This is a genomic window from Sphingomonas faeni (assembly GCF_040407495.1).
Taxonomy (GTDB): Bacteria; Pseudomonadota; Alphaproteobacteria; order Sphingomonadales; family Sphingomonadaceae; genus Sphingomonas; species Sphingomonas faeni_D.
In genome coordinates, this window is record NZ_JAPZPP010000008.1 from 64,121 (window position 1) to 83,867 (window position 19,747).

A 19,747-nucleotide genomic window follows, 5' to 3' on the forward strand; every position below is an offset into this window, starting at 1 on the left:
CCTACAGGCTCAGATGGCGGGCCGAGGAGGGCTGGCGACTACGCTGCGTATAGGGACGAACGCCCGACATCAGGCCGATGCACGCTGCGAACACCGCCGACAGCGCCGCGGTGCGGAGCGGATAGTCGACCATGCTGTGCAACATGATCGCCGCGGTCGCGATGACGGCCGCCTGCGCGAACGGATCGGGCTCCGTCGCGCGCCAGATCGCGCGCAGTCGGACGACCCACCAGGCTAGGAACAGCGCGGCGAACGCTACCCCGACGATGCCCGTCTCCAGCAGTAGTTCGAGCCAGTCGCTGTGTGCGTGGTTCATGAACGTCGTGGTGACCGACGCAAGCGGCTCCTGCAGGTGATAGACCGGCTGGAAGCTGCCGGTGCCCGAGCCGATCGGGAAATAGTCGCGAGCCGCGCGGACGGTGAGGGCGAACGAGGTCTGGCGCGACAGTTCGACATTCGCCTTCTGCGCCCCGAACAGGTTGTTGCCGAACGGGCCGACCACGATCGTGACGACCGCCGCGATCGATACGACGACGGTGGCCACGACGATTCCGCGGCGCAACGCGGGGCGCTGGCGCCCGAAGGCGAGCCATGATCCGAGCGCCACGGGGACGCCCAGGCCGATCCCCGCCAGCGACGAGTTGATCAGCAGGCCGACGAAGAGAACGGCATAGGCTGCACCCACCAGCAGGCGGATCGCCGAGGCGCTGCGCTGCGACCCGCTCCGCTTCAGCAGGGTCACCTGCAGCGCCGCAAGGAACGGGATGCAGACCAGCAACAGCGTCGCATTGTGATTGGCGTTAGCAAAGAAGCCGACGGCGACGCCGTAATTGGTGACCCGGTAGAGATAGGCGCTGTTACCGCCGATCACCTGCAGTGCGCCGATCGCGACCGAGGCGAGCGTGACCGCGACGATCGCTACGGCGATGCCGCGTCCGCGAAACGCACCGAGCACGACGATGCCCAGCAGTACGGCGAACGCCGGCAGCAGCCAGAGGATGCTCGACGGGGCGACATCGGGCGCCAGCGTCAACGGCAGCCAGGGCAGGGGAATGCCGAGCAGGCGATAGCCCTCGACCACCGCGCCGCGCCCAGGCAGCAGGGTCCAGAGCGCGGGCGGCAGCGGCACCAACTGGACCAGCGCGATGACGAGGAAGATCGCGAGCAGGCCTAGCGGCGCGCGGATCTGGGCAGAGGGACGCTCCTGGATCATCTGCCATACTGCCCAGCCGATCAGCGGCAGGCTGACGATCTGGAGGATGAAATTGGCGATGAATCCTGCCGCACTCGCGCCTCCGAGCAATAGGCAGGCGAGCAGATAAACAGGGACGGCTGCATGGCGGATCATGGGGTGGTTTCCGATGCGGCTGTCGATGTAGCTTTCGCCGCACCTGCCGGCTTGCCCGTCGACGCCGGTCCCGACAGGGGGCGAAGGTCGAGGTCGCGCAGCGTCACGCTCAGCGGGGACGGGAAATCGCCAGCTTCGCCGCGCAACGTCAGCGTCTGTGCCGGACAGCCTGCTGGAATGACGATTTCGCCGGTGATGCGGTGCGGCTTGGCGGTCGCGGTCACGACGACGTTCATCCGCTGGTCGCGGTTGGTAGGGGCAGTCGATCCGCAGGCGAGCGACCAATAGAGCTTGGCGGCTCCATCGGTCTTGCCGGGATCAACGGTGAACGCGAACCGATAGCGCCCCGGTTGCAGGACCAGCAACTGGCGCGCGAGATCGCCGCTGTCGCGACCGTAATAGTCCACGATCAGGCTATTGTTGCGGATATCGGCTGCGCCAAGACCGCTGGCGGTCAGCGTCCAGTCGAACGGGGGCGACGCTGCGGTCTCGCGGAAACCGCCGTTGGTGATCGGCGCTGCGGCCTGCGTCGGCGCGATCCCGTAGATACGCTGCCAGACCGACCGCGCGATAGGATATTGGCCGCGTTCGACCAGGCGGTTGATCAAGATCGGGCCCCAGCTTTCCTTGTCGCGCGCATCGGCACGGCCTGCGGGGCTTGCGAGTGCGAAGATCGTGTCCGGCGCGGTGTCGGACTTGGCGAGCGCGATCAGCACGCTGCGTTCCAGGACCGGATCGGTACGCAGCGTATGGCGGACCGCGTCGTGCGTTTCGGGCGCCATCGTCATCTTCGCCATTGCGGTCGCGATCGGCACCTGGGTCGCGCCGAGGATCCGCGCGAGAACCGAGAATTGCGTCGCGGCATCGGCGTAGCGTGCAGTGCGTAGGTAGCGATCGAGCAGCAGCAGGTGGATCAGCCGCTGGCGAGGATCGAGCCGCTGCCCGGCCTCCAGCGTCGCGACAGCACGGGCAGGCATACCGTCGAGCAATTGCTGATGGCCCAGGATCAGATAGGCACGGGCATCGAGCGGTGCATGTGCCGCCCCGCGCCGCACGGTGTCGAGCGTGGCGGTGTCGAGCATGCCGCGTTGCTTGACAAGCATCGCCGCAGTCCGCGCGAGCACGGCATCAGGGTAACCGGGAGCAAACCGGGCGATCGCGGGTGACGTCGCTGGCAACGTCCTCACCATTGCCGACTGGAAGGAGAGCCAGCCGACCGATACGCCCGCAACCGTCAGGACCGCAGCGGACGCAAAGCCGCGCGCAGTGGCCAGACCTCCACGGCCTGCGGCCCTGCGGCGCGAGCCGCGGTCTTTACGGTTCATCATGCATCGTCAGCATGATGCGGCGCTTCTTGTCGTTACTGTCCGCGACGTAGCGATACTGATCCTTGTTCTGCCCATAGCCGTAGCCGTAGCCATAACCGTAGGACGCCTGAGGCTGGTAGCGCGTCAGAATGGCGCCGACCATGTGCGCTCCAGCCGTGCGCATGCGGTTCTGTGCCTCGACCGCGGCCCGCGTCCGGGTGCGACCGGACTCGATCACCATCAGCGTGGCCTGTGCGATCGACGACAATAAGGGGGAATCGGCGAGGCCGAGGATCGGTGGACCGTCGATGACGACGACGTCGAACGTCGCCGAGGCGTCGGCAAGCAGAGCGGCAAACCGTGCCGAAGCGATCAGCTCGGGTGGGCTTGGTGGAATGGTACCCGATGGCATGACCCACAACGCGTCGACATCGGTTTGCAACACATGCTCGCTGAGCGATCCCGTATTGGTCAGGATATGCGACAGCCCGACATTCTCCCGGCCCGTGACAAAGGCGGGACGGCGCATGTCTGCATCGATCAGCAGCACCGACTTGCCGAGCCGCGTAAAGCTGTACGCCAGTGCCCAGGCCGAGGTCGACTTGCCTTCGGCTGGACGCGTGCTGGTGACGAGCAGCGTCTTGGGCGCGCCACCCTCGGTGACGAACTGCATCGCCGAGGCGGTCGACAGATAGGCTTCGGCAACCGGCGACAACGTATCGCGCAATTCCTCGATCGGCTTGGCAGTCTTGGCGTTGGGAATACCTCCCAGGAACGGCAACTGCAGCTTGTCGCGGACGTCGTCGGGCGACTTTATCGTGTCGTTGATGAACTCGAGTACGATCGCGGCCAGCATGCCGACGATGAAGCCCAGCACCGCCCCGATCAGGAGGTTGAAGTAGAGATTGGGCGAAAATGCCCCGCCCGGTACCAGCCCGCGGTCGACCACCGACGCGACCGCCGTGCCGATCCCGCCGGCGACGCCGATCTCCTTGTAGCGCTGCAGAAGTGCATCGTAGAGCGTGCGGTTGGTGTCGACGTCGCGCTTGAGAATATTATACTGGATAAGGCGGCCGCGTTGATCGAGGACCGTGCCGCTAAGCCCGGAAACCTGCGAGCGTAGCCGGTCCTCTTCGGCGCGCGCCGCCTGGAAGTCCTGGCGAAGCGTACCGATGCGATCCGAATTCGCCGTGCGCGTCTCGGTGACGACGGACGCGCGGAGCGCATCTATCCTTGCCTTCAGCGCGACCATTTCGGGGTAATCGGGACGGAAGGTCTGAAGCTTCTGCTGATATTCGGCATTGAGTGCGGCGATCTGGCCGCGCAACGGTGCCGCGTTGCTGCTGCCTTCGGTCGTTGCACCGCCCAATGCGGCTTCACGATATTTTTGCTCGGCTGCGATGCGGCGTGCCTGCGTGGCGGCCAGCGCGGTGTTGAGCGAGACCAGCGAACTGCCGGTCAGCGAGTTGACGTCGCCGCCTTCCTCGCTGCCGCCCGTACTGATCAGGCGTTGCTGTTGCGCATAGCTGGTCAGCTGCCGTTCCGACCGTTCCAGATCGCGCCGTGTGGTAGCGATCTGGCGCTGGAGAAAATCGCGCGCGTAGGACGAGGATTGGTAACGGCGTTCGAGATTGGTCGCGATATAGGCGTCGGTGATTCCATTGACGACCTTCGCGGCGATCTGCGGGTCACGCGCGACGAACGAGACGGTCACGATCATGCTTTGCGGTTGCAGGATTACCTTCGTCCCGCCCTGTACGAACCCCGCCGCAATGGCGGTGTTGGCCGTGCGATCGGTCCCTTCGCCGACGATCGCTGGATCTGCCGCAAGGTTGAGATTCTGCGCGACGCGTTCGGCCAATGCCCGGCTACTGAGCAAGGCAAGCTGCGTTCCAATGAAATTGGAATCACTGCGTGCGCTATTCTGTCGTCCGCCTTTCGAACCTTCGTCAGCAATGATTTCGACTTGAGGTGGGTTGAGCTCGAGCGAGGCGGTGGAGCGATATTTCAGCGGCGTTAGCAAGGTGATAAGCACCGCTGCGGCGATGCCGGTACCTATCGCCGCCAGGATCAGCCAACGCCACTCGACAGCGATACGCCACAGCAGCGACAGGGACAGTTCGCGCCCGCCAGTCGCGGCCCCATAGCTACCATAACCGCTCTCGTTGGTCATGGGGGCGAGATCGCGGCGCTGATCCGGTTGCACGGTCAGATTCGTGGGACCAGCGGCCCCTGGGCTTGCCATGTACAATGATCCTAGAGACGAAAGACGTCAGAGCGCCAAGAAGATGGAAGCGAGCGGCAGGCTCTGCATCAGGTCGCGCTGGGTCTTCTTGACGGCCGAACCGTCCACCACGACTGTGTCACCCGGAAAGACCTCGGGATCCTTCATCTCGCCGCGGCGGATGCTGGTCAGATCGAACGCTGCGGCCATGCGCTTGCCGCCGATCGTACGGAAAATGGCCACACGGCGCGGATTTGCCAGGTCGTCGGTGCCGCGCGCGAGCGCGATCGTCTGGACGAGCGAGAGCGGTCCGGTCGCGGGATAGATACCAGGCTGGCGGACCGATCCATCGACGGTGACGACACGGCTGGCCGATGCCTTCAGCGATACGGTAACGCTGGGGTTTCGCAGGTATTTCTCATCGAGCCGCTTGGCGATCATAGTGCCTAGCTGGCTGGTGCTCAGCCCCACCGCATCGACCCGGCCGACCAGCGGCATGGTGATGCGCCCGCTCTGATCGATATCGTAATCGCGCGTGAGATCGCTCACCTGGAATACCATGACGCTGACCGTATCGAGCGGCGCAAGCTTGTAGGTGTCATCGACCGCTACGACCTTGGGGGCATCCGGCGCGCCAAAATTGCTGGAATCGTAGGAGATGTTACCGCCTCGCGTCGAAGCGCAGGCGGCCAGCAGCATTGCCAGGCCAAGAGCGATTATCCGGCTCATTGATCCGTTTCTCGTCATATCGTTGCCTTGCAAGCCGAACCGCATCCCCATGATGCAGGCGTCACATCTACAATTAACCCCGCTTTGTCGCAACCCGCGTGGTGAGCAACTTGGCGCAAGACTATAGTATATCGATCTCCGCCTATTGACAGGATCGAGCGTGCGACGGATGCGATTCCGCATGTCGCTGTTCCTAGTGCTTACGTTGCTGCTTCAGGTCGGTGGCAATGCCAGCCAGGCTATAACCGACGAAATCCTTGTCGTGGCCAAGCCCCGCAAATGCGATCTTTCGGTCGCGGGACGCACCTTGCGCAGTCGCGAGTTCAAGGCGCGTGCGGCAGAATGGGCGGCGGGGCGGCCGGTACGCGTCGTCGTGCCTACCGATGCTCGCACCAAATGCCTCGCCAAGATCATGTTCCGCCTGCACGATAACGGGGTGACCCGTGCCGAGTTCGTCGCCGAATCCGTCGATGCGCCCGCCACCATGGACGGGGGCGGCAAGCGATGATCGCGCTCGTACTCGACTGGGAGGCGTTCAAGGTCTGGTTGACCGCCACGACGGGACTTTCGCATCATGACTGGCATCTCTTGCTGGGAGTGTTGCTGACGCTCGGCTTCACATGGCTGCTGCGTCTGCCGCTGGGTGCATGGGCACCGTCGCTGATCGTGCTTGCCCTGGAACTGGTCAACGAGGCGCTCGATTTCACGCGGTATCATATCGATGGCTACCCGTGGGGGCCTGGTCCGATGATGGTCGATATCGCACTCACCATGCTGCCCCCGCTTGCGATCGTGCTGGCAGCGCGGTGGGATTCGCTCGACTTCTATCGTTTCAGGCGACGCCCGCAGGGCATGATCAAGGTCGCACTACGCTAGTGCCGGTTGCAATCCCGTCGCGAGAAAGCGGAGATCGTCCTCCTCGATCACGGCTGCAGTAAGAACGCCGGTCCGATAGGCACCGGTATCGATCCCGATCCGGTTGGTGCGACGGTCGATGCCGTCGCTGATCGTGTGACCGTGGATCACCATGCAGCCATGATCGTGCGCGTCGGACAGGAAGGGTTGCCGGATCCAGCGCAGATCACGAGGCTGCTGCTGCTCGATCGAAACGCCCGGCCGAATACCGGCGTGGACGAGGAGATAGTCGCCGAACGCGAACGTATCACCGAAGGTCTTCAAGAACGCGACGTGCGTTTCAGGAATCGCGGCCCGCAGTATTTCGGCAATCCGTTGGTCATCCATCGCCTGCAGGGCCGAGACCGCAATCCCATAGCTTTCGGCGCAGGTGTCACCGCCAAATCCCAGCCAGTCGTGCGCGACACCGGCTTCCCCTGCCAAGGCGCGCAGCAGGAACTCCTCGTGATTGCCGAGTAGGAACAGCATCCTGGCAGGGAAATGCTTCAGACTCTGCAGGCGCTCGATCACGCCGGCGGAATCCGGTCCGCGATCGATTAGGTCGCCGAGAAAGACCACTGCCGCGGTGTCCACCGGACGGTCGGCGATGTCGTCCTCGATGCGCCCGAGGAGATCGTCGACCAGATCGAGCCGGCCATGAACGTCGCCGATCGCATAGAGACGCTTGCCCTTGGGACCGGCGAAGCTTTGCGCCGACGATACGCTGGCCGACATGCGGCGAAACAATTTAGAGAACACGCAAACCTCGAACGCAAACACACGCGATCGCACTCCGACCGCTCCGTCTGCATGTAGGGTCGCGTTCTACATCGTCCATAGTTTTGACCCGGAGGGTATGTGTTGCGATCCCGCAAGCGCGTTCTTGAGATCGACAATGCCTCCACCCGGCGCCAGCACTTGCGCGAACCGGCCGAAATCCTCGACCAGTTCGCGGTGCGGTACCGCCAGGACGATCAGATCGTACTCGGCCGTATCGGGGACGGCAACGATCTCCAAGCCATATTCGTGCAAAGCTTCGGGCGCGGAGACGAGCGGGTCGTGGACGTCGACCCGGTGACCCAGTGCCTGGAACGCGGCGACTAGATCGGCGACCTTCGAGTTGCGCAGATCGGGCACGTCCTGCTTGAACGCCAGCCCGAGCATCAGCACCTTGCCAGCGCCGCTGCCCCCCGACCGCGCATGCCAGTCATGCACGTCCTTGGCCACCCACGCCGCCATGCCGTCGTTCATGTCGCGGCCCGCCAGGATGATCCGCGGATCGCAGCCGAGCTCGGTCGCGCGGTGTGCGAGATAATAGGGGTCGACGCCGATGCAGTGCCCGCCGACCAGGCCCGGCTCGAACTTCAGGAAGTTCCACTTGGTGCCGGCTGCCGCCAGCACGTCCCACACCGACAGATCCATCTTCGCGAAGATCTGCGTGATCTCGTTGACGAATGCGATGTTGATGTCGCGCTGCGCGTTCTCGATCACCTTGGCCGCCTCGGCTGCCTTGATTGACGCTGCGCGGAACACGCCACCGCTCGTCACCTGATTATAGAGTGCGGCGATGTCCTCGAGCACGTCGGGGGTCTGGCCGGAGATCACCTTGGTGATCCGGTCGACGGTGTGCTCGCGGTCGCCCGGATTGATTCGCTCGGGCGAATAGCCGAGGAAGAAGTCCTCGCCGCATCTGAGGCCGCTGATCCGCTCGAGTTCGGGGCCACACATGTCCTCGGTGACGCCGGGATAGACGGTGCTCTCATAGATGACGATCGAACGCCGGCCAAGCTTCAGCATGCCGCCGACGGTACGCGTCGCGGCCATCACGATACCAAGATCCGGCGTGTTGTTCGCATCGACCGGCGTGGGCACGGTAACGATGTAGAAATCGGCGTCGGGGCAGGCAGCAGGGTCGGTCGTCAGGCGCAGGCTCGACGCGGCGAGGCGATCGGTATCGATTTCCCCCGTGCGATCGTGCCGGCGTTCGAGCTCGGCGATGCGACCGGTATCGACGTCGAGACCCCAGGTCTCGAACGACTTGGCCAGCGCCACAGCGAGCGGCAACCCGACATAGCCGAGCCCGACCACTATTACGCGCTTGTCTCCGGTCATGTCCGACACCCTATCATCTGTTCTGCGAAAAATCGGTTTCTTACTGACAACCTGCGTAACGACAAGTCGCGTTAATTACAGGCTTAAGCTCATGACCGAGCGGAAGAGTCATAACGGTTATGTCGGATCGTGTTGGACCGATGGCGTGGATGGCGGTTGAGCGACGGTGTTCGCTCGGGCGGTCGCCTGGCAAAAGTCTGGCTCCGTATTCTTCCGATAAATGGTATTCTCGGAATAAAGAAAAGCTTGGTTCGGCGGGGTGGAATTGGCATGCGGCGTCTGGCGCATCACACGCCATCCGATTGAATTCTGGTCGAGAGAATTTTGGATCATTCGACGAACTGCTGGAGCAACGACGCATGACCGACGACTTCGACGATACCGCATTGGCGCGCGTTTCGTCGACGCCGTTGATCCCGTCGTTGCTCGACGACGAGATCGAGGCCGCGCGCGCCTACGTCAACGCCGCGCGGGCGCCGGCGACGCGACGTGCGTATGAATCGGACTGGCGGATATTTCTCGCCTGGTGTGCGTCGCGTGCGATCGACCCTTTGCCCGCCGCGCCGGGCGCGGTGGCGATCTTCCTGTCGAGCGAAGCGGACGCCGGCGCGCGGCCATCGACGATCGGGCGGCGCCTGGCGGCGATCGGCTATATGCATGCGCAGGCCGGGTATGATCCGCCGCAGCAACAACCGGGCGCGGTCGCGATCCGCAATGTCGTGGCAGGAATCCGGCGCACTCATGGTATCAAGAAGGTCCAGAAGCGTGCCGCGGACGGTGACATGCTGCGCGACATGCTGCGTGGCTGCGAGGGCGACAGCGTGCGCGCGGTGCGTGATCGCGCCTTGCTCGCGATCGGCATGGCAGCCGCCTTGCGGCGATCCGAGCTGGTCGCGCTCAATATCGACGACGTCGCGATCACACCCGACGGGCTGTTGATCACGATCCGCAAATCGAAGACCGACCAGGAAGGCGAAGGCGCGACGATCGCGGTGCCAGAAGGGCGCCGGATCCGACCCAAGGCGCTGCTGTTGGCATGGATCGCTTGCGCCGGGTTCGGTGACGGCCCGGTATTCCGCAAACTCACGCCGCAAGGGCGGATCACGGCTAGGCCGATGAGCGACCGCGGCGTGGCACTGGTGGTCAAGGCCCGCGCTGCGGCCGCGGGCTATGATCCGGCACAGGTGGCCGGGCACTCGCTGCGTGCCGGCTTCTTGACCGAGGCGGCGCGGCAAGGCGCGACCGTGTTCAAGATGAAGGAGGTCAGCCGCCACAAGTCGCTCGAGATCCTGTCCGACTATGTCCGCAACCACGAGCTGTTCCGCGACCACGCCGGCGAACGCTTCTTGTAGCGGCGACGCGAGATTTATCCGGCTCTATATATAGCACACGCGACGCAGACCCTTCCCATGACGGAAAATGCTCGTTGGTCGCGGTACGAGGATCACCCGCAGGAACAGGCTGATCGCCTCATCAGGTTCGTCGGCACGCGCTCGGACTATGCACGCGCGAAAGCATCGGCGTAGACGCAGACCATGACACACTTCCATAGAGCCATCCTGTCGATGGCGTGCCTGACCTTGATGGCAGGCTGCGATCAGCCATCATCATCCACGGTTGTCAAAGCGAAGGCGACGCAGGACCCGATAGCTGCGGACGTCGACCGGATGGAGGCGGATATACGTATTGCCGCTGCCAACAAGCGCATCGATGAACTGGAGCGGCAGGTCGGTGCGTTGCAGGCGACCCCGGAAAAGCTCGATCTCGACCTGCTCACACGTCGCGTGGAGACGTTGGAGGCAAAGGCTGGCGGCGATGCGTCGTCTCCGGGAAAGCTATCGGGGAAAACAACGTCCGAGCCTGGTCAAACGCCTCGATCGGGTTCGAAGCCCGATGGTTTTGGGCAGCTGAAACAGCAAACCGCTAAACCGGGTCCGCTCTGATCTAGAGACCGGACATGGCGGCCGAGCGATCGCTTTAACCCGGCAGGTTCATACCGTCGCGCTGCAGCGCGTCGTGTGGAAACTCTGCGTCATGTAAAAACGGGCCGGAATTACCGGCCCATTTCAATCAGTTGCTGTCCGAGTCGTCATCGTTTTCATGATCGATGATCAGGTACGTCACACCCGCGAGGATGCCGATACCGATGACGATCGGGGCGATGCTCGAATCCTGGAGACCAGCCAGATTGCTGGACTTCGACGTAGACGTGCCTGCACGAACCGACGAGAGCGACCCAGCCGAGCTTGCAACAGGGGCGGCGCTTGCTGCAACCGGCAACGCGGCCAGAGCAAAGGCCGATGCGGCCAAGGTCAGTTTCTTAATCATAGGTCACTCCCAGTATCAGCCAGTGCGGCTGCCCGGCCCCAACGTCTACGATCGCCAAGGGTTCCTGTGACAAGACCAATCAGGACACAGGTATCGCAACGGGCTGCACGATCGGATTCACGCAGGCTTTATCAGATCCGATCGTGTCGTCAGGATAGGGGCGGGCCTACAAGTCGTTCGAAGCCGCCACTCAGCCCATTCGTATCGAGCACGCCTGCCAGCCATGTCATCATGTCCCCGTAGACGACGCGCTGGGCTGCCCACTGCGGATGATTATAGGTTTCGAACACCACGCCCTGGTAGGTCGAGGTGTAAACGCTCTGCCAACCGCGCCGCTCTACCCACTTGAATCCGCGGTATTCGAAATCGAGCAGTTTGACGTCCTCCTCGCGAGCAAGGTTCGCGAGTATCCCGTTCCAGGTCGCATAGCTTGCCAAACCATCCACGATCACGCCGCCCCCGGTCCAGTCGCACTTCTGAACCTGCTGGGTAGAGGGCGGGACCAGGAATTCGTCGATCGGCGGATCGAAATGGCGAACGACACTGGTGAAGACCCCACTCTCCTGGATCGATCCGGGCTCGACCTGCACCGTATTGCCGCCAACCCTGCGGGTCACCGTCATGATGATCCCGGCATTTGCCCCGGCATTCTGCCCATCGTTCAACCCGGTACGATCGTCGATACGTAATTTGCTGCCGGCGCGTATCGCCTGCCCCCCGGCACGCTCGAACAGCCCACGCCCCTCTTCGCTCGGAAGCGGCGAGCCGAACGTGCCGGCTTCTCGATCAAACGCCAGGGTCCCGCCGTAAAGCAGGGTTTGCTGCTCGGCCGGCCATGCGATGCCCTCGGACAGCGCGCTGCGAATTGACAGCGGCGTCGTCTTTTCGGGCCAGGGATGCACCGTGTTGCAGACGATCGGCACGGCGCCGGTCGTCTTGATCTCGCGCAGAAGTGTTCGAAGTCTTTCCTTGGTAAAGGCAGCGTTCGGTCCGCGACCATGCACGCCATACGCCGATCCGCTGTTCATCCCGAGTCCGAGAATGACAACGTCGTACGGCTTTCCTGCCACGCCGGCATATTGGTTCGGGGTCTGATCGTCGAAGGAACCGCCGACGGCCGCATTGACTTCGCGGATCGTCCTGCCGGCCGGACGGGCGGCCATCAACGCTTTCGCGAAGTAGCGGGTCGGGGTGTTGTCCGCGATGATGGCGGCGCGATCGGGATTGTCGAAGCCTACCAGATCATCGCCCAGAAAAACCGACATGCCCAACGTCAGGATACCGAGCGTGGCGCGTGACTGGAGCGGCGGGGCGGACGGTGTCGGCGTAGGTGCCGGGGAAGGCGCAGGTGCAGGCGCGGGGGTTGCCGGCATGACGACGATAGGACCATCGCCGGTGCCGCCCTCGCCACCACATCCCGCCAGCGCTACGGTGCTGACGATGCCGCTTACGGCTGCGCGCCGGGTCAGTGTCATGTCGTCGTGATCCACCTGGCGCGAAGGCTTCAATGCTTATCCAGAGCCTTGTCGACGAATGCGACATCCAGCTTGCTCATGCCCGCATAACCGTCATCGGTCGGATGCACACCATCTGCCAGGGGAACACGGCCTGCGCGTTGCTCCGCGTCGAAGTCGAGCACGGCAATGCCCTGGCTCTTTAATGGTCCGTCAACGATCATCCTGTTGAACGCCTGACGTTCGCGTTCCTGTTCCGGCGGTAGGCCGTTGCGCATCATCACCGTGCCGACCCCGACGATCCAGCCATCCTCCTTCAGCCGCCTGACGTAGTCCTGTAGCGTCTCGAACAACGGAATGGCCTTGGCGTTCTGCGCGAAGTCGTTCGAACCGCCACCCAGGACCACGACATTGCGACGTCCCGATTGATAATAGTCCTCCAGCGATACCAGCCCGGCCAGCGAGCCCAGCGTGATGCCGTTCACGCCCTCGTTCGCGACGATCACATCGTTGCCGGCATGAACCTGATACCGGCCGGGCCGCGAGGTCGTCAGCGGATCGCTCGCGGCAACGCCCTCGGTGATGCTGTCCCCGACGAAGACCACGATGTCGTGCTTGGGGTGAGCCGCGGCATACCAGCGCTGCAGACCAAAGGCCAAGAGCAGCAGCAAGGCAGCGACAGCGAGATATTGCCACAACGGACTGCGACCGACCGGACGCCAACGCCCCTGTACTTTGACCATCGGGACGCGGCAGCCGACGCAGCGACTGAACGCCATGTCGTCCCGGAACCGGACTCCGTGGGCGTTACGCAAGTGACGGCCGAACAGGCATTCGGGTAATTGTTTTATCGTCATAAGTTCAGCACCCCCCGGCGTGCCCGCGCCTTTCATCGCGTGGTAACCGGAAACAGATCAACTTTGAAAGGCCTTGGTTTTTATTGAACCGGGCGCGGTGAGCGGACAGCCTCCGTGGGAATGGTCTTGCTTTCAGAAGCGATCGGATACTGCGATGCGGTGTTCATGCTCGTTCGCGATGACGGCGTCGCCTGCGTCGCCGGAGCAGCTTCGGGATGCGCTGCAGGGGATGGAGCACGAACCAGAAGCGCGAGCGATCCGCGTCTTCCTCATCGGAAGCGGAGAACAACAGACGCCTGATCCAGCCGGTGAGATCGCCCGCGCTCGAGGCGACGAGCAGCTTGCCGGTCATCTCCGCCCAGCCGCGCCAGCGCGAGCGGGCGAGTTCGGCGGTTCCGCCGCCCGCTTCGATCGTGCGCCGCGCCAGCGCGACGAGTAGTCTCAGGCGCAGCGATCGGGGGGCGGCGAAGGACGATGGCGGGGGCGTGCCGAAGAAGCGCCCGGCGAGCAAGATGGCGGAGGCGCCGGCGCGGGTCTGACCGCGGGCGACCGCGCCGTGCCAGAGCCGGTCGCCGCCATCGGGCTCGCGTGATAGCAGCGCGGCGACATCGGCCAGCCAGCGTAGCCGTGCCCATAAATGCGCCGCGCCGTGGTTGCAGATATAGGCGAACAGCGCGTCGCTTGCGAGCGTCGGCACTGCCGCGCCGGGGGCGAGGTCGACCCATTGGATGGCTTCGCGGTCCCGGACCGGGGGGCCGTGGACGGCGTCGGTCATGCTCCAGTGAAGCTCGACGGTTTGGCGATTGCTGGGGTGCCGGACCGCGATGTCCTTGGCGAGCGGCATCGTGTGTGCGACCCGTTCCGGCAGGTTGCATGCCCCGCCGGGTGTCCGGTACCCGGCCTTCTCGAGTACCATCGCCGCGCGGCGGGCGTCAGTCGGTCGGACGAGCAGGTCGATATCGGCGAACTGGCGGCGATCGATCGCGCCGTACGCCAGCACCGCCAGCGTGCTGCCCTTGAGGAACACCGGCTCGATCCCGTCCGCCATCAACAGCGTATGCAACCGGACCGCCTCGCGGGCGGACCGGAGCGGCGCAAGCGGATCATGACGCGCGGCGAGCATCGGGGGGATCGGCAGCTTGCACCTCTTCAGCGCTTCGACGACCAGCGGTACGACCTGGTGACGGTGGGCGATCGCGGAGAGCCTGTCGCCATCGAGATCGCCGTGCGTCTGCCAGGCCTGGGGTGGGTCGAGCGGTCCGGCACACGCACAGACGAACGCGAATTCGGCTGAGATGTTTGTAAGATAAGCGCGGCGAGGAGAAACCGGTGCCGTCACGCGCCGGGCGCGTTGAAGGTGATGGCATAGGTGCCGGCGGGAAGCGTCGCGCCGGGGGCGGAGGGCTGGCTGACCGTGAAGCCGGTCGCGGTCGCGGTCAGATACCCGTTACGGACCAGCGCGACCGCCGCTGCATTGGCGGCGGAGATGACTGGATAGCTGGCGGACGGATAGGCATGGGCATAGGTTACCGTGAACATATCCCCTGCCTCCGTTGCCGCGCTGGTGGCGAGCAGGACGATCCCCGTATTGCCGTTCGCGTTGATCGTGGCGGTTGCGCCGGAGCCCGCGCCGGGCAGAACCTTGACGCTCGGGTTGATGGTCTCGACGAGCATGACGCCGCGCCGGATGCCGTCGGCCGCGGTGAAATACGGCCGGGCGTTCGCATCGACCTCGAACGCGCCCGCTTCGGGTGTGGCGAGCAGCGCGGCGCCCGATCGCAGGAACTTTAGTGCGCCGAAACCGGGCGATGCCGCCCCGGCGCCGATCACCATCCATCCGTCGAAATTGCTCCCCGCCGATGGCAGCGCCGGGTTGACGCCGCCCGGGAAAATCACCTGCTGATAGCTGTTAGCGACGATCGCGTTCATCGTCCCGTAGCGGACCGGATATTGCTTGCTCACCTGCGACGACGCGACCCCGGTGCCGGTGAACAGCGCCCAGCGCCCGGCGACCTCGCCTGCCGAAAAAACCGAATTGTCGACGGTGACGCGGCTCCCGCCGACATGCCCGGTCTGTCCGCCGGTGCCCGCCTGCCAGAGGTCGACGACAATGCGATCGCCGTTCTGGACAGCGGCATAGCCGTTCATCGCCGGGCTGCGCGTCTTGACCCAGTAATTGGTCACCCCCTTGCCGTCCGCGCCGTATTTGAACGCGAGATAGCCGGTGTCGTTGGCGGCGCTGCCGTTGACCTGGATCGGCGAGTTGCCGACCGTTCCCGAAGCGTTTGCAACCGCTGGCGTGTTGGGCTGCTCCCCACCGACGATCATGGTCTTCATTATCGTCGGCGCGGTCGCGACCGCGAGCGCCTGCGCGGCTATCGCGCGCGCGACCGGATCGACCTGCGCGGCTGGCGGCGGAACTGGCTAGCAAGAGCGCCGATATTGCGAAAAGCACGATCCTGGTCATGCGCGATTCCTGCATAGGAGGACATCGACCCGCACAGCGACGCGTGCGGACCGATGCTCGGCCTTTGAAGGGCGTTTAACAAGCCGGGTGTTTGCCCACCCACCCTCCGTCGTCTGCCCCCGCGAACAGGTCTCACGTCATGCAGGCCTTGTCCGTATGGTCGTAGACTCGTAGACGTGTCGACATGAGGACCGGGTATCCTTCCGCGCTGGGCGATGCTCACGAACTGACCGGCATTCTCGCGGTCCCGAAGCGTATCGGGGGCAGGATCGTGGCCGGGGCGGTGCTGCCGGCGATGACGGTGCAGCGTCGCGCGGTAGTGTACGATCCAGCCGAGGAGAGAGCGACGATCCCCCGCTCCTACGCCGCGGCGGTCATCGCGCTGCCCGTGCTGCAATATTGGCGGATGATGGCGCACGCAGGTGACAGTGTGACGTGCGTGCCTGCGGTGCGGACCTGGTCGTGAGGGACGGCATGCACAACCGTCTCAAGCGGTTTGCGCGTCTGGTCGCGCTCGTCCGTTTTACGCGGGCGCTGGCGACGCCGCTCGGTCGTGGCTGGCTGCGCGCCAGCCGTCGCGGCGCGCTGCTGTTCCAGCCTGCGACCGTGACGCGACTGGATCGGCATCCGGCGCTGTTCGCGCTCGTGGTGGCGCGATTGATGGAGGCCGCTGCCCCGCGCGTGTTGTCGTTTGGCTGTTCGACAGGCGAGGAGCCGATTACGCTGGCGCGATATCTGCCGCACGCGCGGATCGACGCGATCGACGCCAACCCCGCCTGTATCGCGCAGGCTCGACGGACCGTCGACCGCCTCGAGCTGAGACAGATCACCTTTGCCTGCGCCGATACGCCGGATGCCTTGGTGGCGGATGGCTATGACGCAGTGTTCTGCCTGTCGGTGCTGCGTCACGGCGATCTCGAGGTGCTGCGCCCCGAACGCTGTACCGGACTGATGGCGTTTGCCCAGTTCGCCGCGGCCGTAGAGATGCTCGATCGTTGCGTGCGACCGGGCGGTTTGCTCATCCTGTGGGGCTGCCATTTCCGGTTCACCGATACCCCCATATCGGCATGCTACCAGACGGTCGCGACACCGCACGTCAAGCCGCAGCAGGGTCCGTTCTACGGTCCCGATGATCGGCTCTTGCCCGACGGCCGCTATCCTGCATTCGTCTTCCTGAAGCGCTAGGTGTTTGATCCCACGGTTTGATGGTGCGATCCTTTCGTTGGAATGGAAGGAAGCCATATGGGACAGGTACGTCACGGGAGGGCCACGACCACGCACGCCATCAGAGCAGCAATACAGCGATCGCAAGCTTCGCTCGCGACGTTGAGCCAGGAACTGGGGATCAACCCCAAGACGGTGGCGAAGTGGCGTAAGCGGGCGACGGTCGAGGATTTGAAGACCGGGCCGAAGGCCCCTCACTCCACGACCCTAACCGAAGCCGAGGAGGCAGCGGTCGTCGCATTCCGGCGTCACACGTTGCTGCCGCTGGACGACTGCCTCTACGCATTGCAGCCGTCGATCCCGCACCTGAGCCGGTCAACGCTGCACCGCTGCCTGCAACGCCATGGCATCTCCCGTCTGCCGGACATCGAGGGGGACAAGCCAAAGCGGCAGCGCTTCAAACGCTACCCTATCGGCTTCTTCCACGTGGATATCGCCGAGGTGCAGACCGCCGAAGGCAAGCTTCATCTGTTCGTAGGCGTCGATCGCACGAGTAAGTTCGCGGTGACGCAGTTGGTCGACAAGGCTGACAGGCGGACGGCTTGGGAATTTCTGGAACACCTGCTGAAAGCGGTGCCGTACCGGATCCACACGATCCTGACCGACAACGGCATCCAGTTCGCCGAGCAGCCGCGCAACCGCAACACCGCCTGGTCGCGGCAGATGCGCTTCGACATGATCTGCGAAGCCAATGACATCGAGCACCCGCTTACCAAGCCGAACCACCCTGGACCAATGGTCAGGTTGAGCGGATGAACCGCACCATCAAGGAAGCGACCGTCAAACGCTTCCACTACGAGAGCCACGAGCAGCTACGGACGCACCTTGCCGACTTCATGGCTGCTTATAATTTTGCCCGCCGACTGAAGACGCTCAGCGGCCTCACACCCTACGAATACATCGCCAAGATCTGGACGTCAGAGCCGGACAGGTTCATCGTTGATCCGATCCACCATATGCCGGGACTAAACACCTAGGGGGATCTGCGCCGTAGCCTTCACTTTGATGGCGTTCAGCCCCGATCCGGTACTGCTGAAGCCGTGCGTATGCCGGGGCATCTGCGTGGGGCTGATCGTAGAGGATGGACTTCCGCCACGTGTAGCGATGGCATAAAGTGGCAGGCCGGGCCCCTCGCCCATGTTGATCGGTACGCGACCGCGCAAATCGGGCAGTGCGAACGTGTTCACGCCATTGCCGCCAAATTCTATGCCAAGCAATGAGAACAACACGGAGTATTGCGAGGTCGACATTACCTTGCCTCGCAAGACGCATAGTCGAGGGGCGAGAAACTGAACCCGAACATATTGATGGAGCCGATGAAGCGTTCCACACCCATGCAAAATTCCTTCTTGCTGCCGTGCCGATGGACGCGATGCACTGGAATACTGATGTACCGGATGCGAACGATCATGCCATTTTTTGCAAAATCACCGATAACTTAAGATAGTATAGTATATTAACCGAAGTTATATATCGATCTTACGAATGCAACATGATGCCTACAAGACTAGAGAGTCAATCAAATCTAAAAAATTGCGTCGGTTATGAAGCCTGTTCTGATAGGATTGCAGTATCATGGCGCAAGGTTTCGAGCCGGGCATGGATAGAGTCGGTGAATTCACGCGCTGCGGCGTCGATCTCGGGCGTCACGTCGCGGCGTTTCGTCGCGCTATCGGCAACGAAACGCAGGCCAGGGGCCTTGGCGCTGCGTAGCGCGATCGCGGTCATCGCGGCGCGCTGTCCTGGATCGGGCACGAACCCGAAATGCGGCGCGATCCGGTCGACGATCGCCCCGGGCATCTCGGTATAATCGACTAGCAGGCCACCCCCCAGATGCCAATGCTCGAGCACGGCCTCGCCCATCCGCTTCAGCACCAGCGCCGCATACCGATCCGCCGCCATGTTCTCCGCGTCCGGAATGTCGAGCAGCCCGACCGGCAGCATCCCCGCGACCGTATGGATGCCGCGTTGGCGCCGCTGCGACACCAGCACTTCGACCGGGTTGCGATACGCGAACACCCACGGCGTCTCGGGAAAGGCGGCGCGGAACAGCGGCAGCGCGAGCACGTGCCAACTGTCGAGCTTGAAGAAGACGCGCTGCGTCCGTCCCGACCGGTCGCGACCAAGCGCGGCGACGATCGCGCGCAGCGCTGCGACCTGTTCGTCCAGCGGTGCACCCGATGTCATCGCCCAGCGGACGACCGCGTCCAGCGGCTCGGGCTCGGAGAGCACGACATGGTGCGGATCCGCGCCGAGCATCTGCGCGATCAACGTCGACCCGCATCGCGACATGTGATGGACGAAGCCGGCGGGCGCAGGGGCGGCATCGGCGCCGGCCATCAGCGTCGCCAGGCTGGTGCGGGCTCGGAACATGCGGTTGAACGGCCGCGGCGCGAACCGTTGCACCGCTTCCTCGTAGAACGGCATGTCTAGCTGCTGGGGACCGAACCAGGCCCAGTCGAACACGGGAATTACGCCAGTCTGCACGGCCCGCGCGGGCAGCCAGCCGCAAGGTGGCCAGCGATCGAGCGTCACCGGACTGGGCGTCCCGCGGCTGATACCGAGCCGATCGGGCCGGATCGCCTCCATGTCGAGCACGATCCCGTGCGCAGCGGCGATTGCCACGGCGTCGGCGACATAGGCATCGGGCTGCTCGATCGCGCCGAGCCGAGCCTGAAGCGCCTCGTCGGCCAGCACGAGCGCAGCGAACGCGGCCAGTCCGGCTTGAGCGTGCGGATCGCTCGCAGACGTATCGTAGCCATGGTGCATCGTGGTCACGCTTGTCCCCCCGTTGTGGTATAGG

General features: G+C 64.0%; 20 protein-coding genes and 1 pseudogene. 8 read left to right on the forward strand and 13 right to left on the reverse strand.

Annotated elements, in window-relative coordinates; all coding sequences use genetic code 11:
• Position 1: 1 nt before the first annotated feature.
• The 4 genes from O6W96_RS19125 to O6W96_RS19140 all read right to left on the reverse strand — a co-directional run bounded on the left by O6W96_RS19125 (position 2) and on the right by O6W96_RS19140 (position 5,653).
• On the reverse strand, positions 2–1,348 hold the full coding sequence (locus tag O6W96_RS19125) for an O-antigen ligase family protein (protein WP_353471011.1): 1,347 nt from the start codon (positions 1,346–1,348) through the stop codon (positions 2–4).
• Positions 1,345–2,673, reverse strand: coding sequence for a tetratricopeptide repeat protein (locus O6W96_RS19130; protein WP_353471012.1), 1,329 nt, complete (start codon positions 2,671–2,673; stop codon positions 1,345–1,347). Before O6W96_RS19130 ends, O6W96_RS19125 begins: the two co-directional genes overlap by 4 nt.
• Positions 2,663–4,828, reverse strand: a complete 2,166-nt coding sequence (locus O6W96_RS19135) for a GumC family protein (RefSeq protein ID WP_353471013.1) — start codon at positions 4,826–4,828, stop codon at positions 2,663–2,665. Before O6W96_RS19135 ends, O6W96_RS19130 begins: the two co-directional genes overlap by 11 nt.
• Before the next feature lie 99 nt (positions 4,829–4,927).
• Positions 4,928–5,653 carry a polysaccharide biosynthesis/export family protein gene (locus O6W96_RS19140; protein ID WP_353471014.1) on the reverse strand — a complete coding sequence of 242 codons (726 nt, stop codon included), beginning with the start codon at positions 5,651–5,653 and terminating at the stop codon, positions 4,928–4,930.
• A 115-nt stretch (positions 5,654–5,768) separates the two neighbouring features.
• Between O6W96_RS19140 and O6W96_RS19145 the strand changes: the two genes are divergently transcribed.
• Positions 5,769–6,116: a hypothetical protein gene (locus O6W96_RS19145; protein ID WP_353471015.1), complete on the forward strand. Its 348-nt coding sequence runs from the start codon at positions 5,769–5,771 to the stop codon at positions 6,114–6,116.
• Complete coding sequence (locus tag O6W96_RS19150; RefSeq protein ID WP_353471016.1) at positions 6,113–6,484, forward strand: hypothetical protein; 372 nt, start codon at positions 6,113–6,115, stop codon at positions 6,482–6,484. Before O6W96_RS19145 ends, O6W96_RS19150 begins: the two co-directional genes overlap by 4 nt.
• Here the strand turns inward: O6W96_RS19150 and O6W96_RS19155 are convergent.
• Together O6W96_RS19155 and O6W96_RS19160 are read right to left on the reverse strand one after the other, a co-directional pair.
• Positions 6,476–7,237 carry a metallophosphoesterase family protein gene (locus tag O6W96_RS19155; protein ID WP_353471017.1) on the reverse strand — a complete coding sequence of 254 codons (762 nt, stop codon included), beginning with the start codon at positions 7,235–7,237 and terminating at the stop codon, positions 6,476–6,478. The genes O6W96_RS19150 and O6W96_RS19155 overlap by 9 nt on opposite strands.
• 90 nt (positions 7,238–7,327) lie before the next feature.
• The gene (locus tag O6W96_RS19160; RefSeq protein WP_353471018.1) at positions 7,328–8,614 is read right to left on the reverse strand and encodes a nucleotide sugar dehydrogenase; all 1,287 of its coding nucleotides are present in this window, start codon (positions 8,612–8,614) and stop codon (positions 7,328–7,330) included.
• 359 nt (positions 8,615–8,973) lie between these two features.
• Here O6W96_RS19160 and O6W96_RS19165 point away from each other — a divergent pair, with 359 nt between their 5' ends.
• Together O6W96_RS19165 and O6W96_RS19170 are read left to right on the forward strand one after the other, a co-directional pair.
• Entirely contained in the window at positions 8,974–9,966 is a 993-nt protein-coding gene (locus O6W96_RS19165; protein ID WP_353471019.1) for a site-specific integrase, read from the forward strand.
• 183 nt (positions 9,967–10,149) lie between these two features.
• Positions 10,150–10,557 (forward strand): hypothetical protein, encoded by a 408-nt coding sequence (locus O6W96_RS19170; RefSeq protein ID WP_353471020.1) that lies wholly within the window; start codon positions 10,150–10,152, stop codon positions 10,555–10,557.
• 127 nt (positions 10,558–10,684) lie between these two features.
• On the opposite strand, the gene O6W96_RS19175 is transcribed toward O6W96_RS19170, so the two are convergent.
• Both O6W96_RS19175 and O6W96_RS19180 read right to left on the reverse strand, forming a co-directional pair.
• Positions 10,685–10,942 carry a hypothetical protein gene (locus O6W96_RS19175; protein ID WP_353471021.1) on the reverse strand — a complete coding sequence of 86 codons (258 nt, stop codon included), beginning with the start codon at positions 10,940–10,942 and terminating at the stop codon, positions 10,685–10,687.
• A gap of 149 nt (positions 10,943–11,091) precedes the next feature.
• Entirely contained in the window at positions 11,092–12,207 is a 1,116-nt protein-coding gene (locus O6W96_RS19180) for an SGNH/GDSL hydrolase family protein (protein ID WP_353471022.1), read from the reverse strand.
• A 22-nt stretch (positions 12,208–12,229) separates the two neighbouring features.
• On the opposite strand from O6W96_RS19180, the gene O6W96_RS19185 reads away from it, so the two are divergent.
• A complete protein-coding gene (locus O6W96_RS19185) occupies positions 12,230–12,427 on the forward strand; it encodes a hypothetical protein (RefSeq protein ID WP_353471023.1) in 198 nt (65 codons plus the stop codon).
• A gap of 19 nt (positions 12,428–12,446) precedes the next feature.
• On the opposite strand, the gene O6W96_RS19190 is transcribed toward O6W96_RS19185, so the two are convergent.
• The 3 genes from O6W96_RS19190 to O6W96_RS19200 form a co-directional block, all read right to left on the reverse strand.
• The gene (locus tag O6W96_RS19190; RefSeq protein ID WP_353471024.1) at positions 12,447–13,253 is read right to left on the reverse strand and encodes an SGNH/GDSL hydrolase family protein; all 807 of its coding nucleotides are present in this window, start codon (positions 13,251–13,253) and stop codon (positions 12,447–12,449) included.
• A 163-nt stretch (positions 13,254–13,416) separates the two neighbouring features.
• Positions 13,417–14,592: a nucleotidyltransferase domain-containing protein gene (locus O6W96_RS19195; RefSeq protein ID WP_353471025.1), complete on the reverse strand. Its 1,176-nt coding sequence runs from the start codon at positions 14,590–14,592 to the stop codon at positions 13,417–13,419.
• Positions 14,589–15,590 (reverse strand): hypothetical protein, encoded by a 1,002-nt coding sequence (locus O6W96_RS19200; protein WP_353471026.1) that lies wholly within the window; start codon positions 15,588–15,590, stop codon positions 14,589–14,591. The genes O6W96_RS19195 and O6W96_RS19200 overlap by 4 nt, the downstream gene beginning before the upstream one ends.
• Positions 15,591–15,904: 314 nt before the next feature.
• Between O6W96_RS19200 and O6W96_RS19205 the strand changes: the two genes are divergently transcribed.
• The 3 genes and pseudogenes from O6W96_RS19205 (at position 15,905) to O6W96_RS19215 (ending at position 17,921) form a co-directional block, all read left to right on the forward strand.
• Entirely contained in the window at positions 15,905–16,186 is a 282-nt protein-coding gene (locus O6W96_RS19205) for a hypothetical protein (protein ID WP_353471027.1), read from the forward strand.
• Between the two features lie 8 nt (positions 16,187–16,194).
• Entirely contained in the window at positions 16,195–16,905 is a 711-nt protein-coding gene (locus O6W96_RS19210) for a class I SAM-dependent methyltransferase (protein WP_353471028.1), read from the forward strand.
• 57 nt (positions 16,906–16,962) lie between these two features.
• A pseudogene (locus tag O6W96_RS19215) lies at positions 16,963–17,921 on the forward strand (IS481 family transposase).
• Here O6W96_RS19215 and O6W96_RS19220 read toward each other — a convergent pair.
• Complete coding sequence (locus O6W96_RS19220) at positions 17,910–18,284, reverse strand: phage tail protein (protein ID WP_353471029.1); 375 nt, start codon at positions 18,282–18,284, stop codon at positions 17,910–17,912. The pseudogene O6W96_RS19215 and the gene O6W96_RS19220 overlap by 12 nt on opposite strands.
• A gap of 202 nt (positions 18,285–18,486) precedes the next feature.
• The gene (locus tag O6W96_RS19225; protein ID WP_353471030.1) at positions 18,487–19,722 is read right to left on the reverse strand and encodes a hypothetical protein; all 1,236 of its coding nucleotides are present in this window, start codon (positions 19,720–19,722) and stop codon (positions 18,487–18,489) included.
• Positions 19,723–19,747 lie beyond the last annotated feature (25 nt).

Coding starts and splice junctions, on each gene's coding strand:
- O6W96_RS19125 (WP_353471011.1), bottom strand. CDS start 1,348: ATGATCCGCCATGCAGCCGTCCCTGTTTATCTGCTCGCCTGCCTATTG.
- O6W96_RS19130 (WP_353471012.1), bottom strand. CDS start 2,673: ATGAACCGTAAAGACCGCGGCTCGCGCCGCAGGGCCGCAGGCCGTGGA.
- O6W96_RS19135 (WP_353471013.1), bottom strand. CDS start 4,828: ATGACCAACGAGAGCGGTTATGGTAGCTATGGGGCCGCGACTGGCGGG.
- O6W96_RS19140 (WP_353471014.1), bottom strand. CDS start 5,653: ATGCGGTTCGGCTTGCAAGGCAACGATATGACGAGAAACGGATCAATG.
- O6W96_RS19150 (WP_353471016.1), top strand. CDS start 6,113: ATGATCGCGCTCGTACTCGACTGGGAGGCGTTCAAGGTCTGGTTGACC.
- O6W96_RS19155 (WP_353471017.1), bottom strand. CDS start 7,237: ATGTCGGCCAGCGTATCGTCGGCGCAAAGCTTCGCCGGTCCCAAGGGC.
- O6W96_RS19160 (WP_353471018.1), bottom strand. CDS start 8,614: ATGACCGGAGACAAGCGCGTAATAGTGGTCGGGCTCGGCTATGTCGGG.
- O6W96_RS19165 (WP_353471019.1), top strand. CDS start 8,974: ATGACCGACGACTTCGACGATACCGCATTGGCGCGCGTTTCGTCGACG.
- O6W96_RS19170 (WP_353471020.1), top strand. CDS start 10,150: ATGACACACTTCCATAGAGCCATCCTGTCGATGGCGTGCCTGACCTTG.
- O6W96_RS19175 (WP_353471021.1), bottom strand. CDS start 10,942: ATGATTAAGAAACTGACCTTGGCCGCATCGGCCTTTGCTCTGGCCGCG.
- O6W96_RS19180 (WP_353471022.1), bottom strand. CDS start 12,207: ATGTCGGTTTTTCTGGGCGATGATCTGGTAGGCTTCGACAATCCCGAT.
- O6W96_RS19190 (WP_353471024.1), bottom strand. CDS start 13,253: ATGACGATAAAACAATTACCCGAATGCCTGTTCGGCCGTCACTTGCGT.
- O6W96_RS19200 (WP_353471026.1), bottom strand. CDS start 15,590: ATGAAGACCATGATCGTCGGTGGGGAGCAGCCCAACACGCCAGCGGTT.
- O6W96_RS19205 (WP_353471027.1), top strand. CDS start 15,905: ATGAGGACCGGGTATCCTTCCGCGCTGGGCGATGCTCACGAACTGACC.
- O6W96_RS19210 (WP_353471028.1), top strand. CDS start 16,195: ATGCACAACCGTCTCAAGCGGTTTGCGCGTCTGGTCGCGCTCGTCCGT.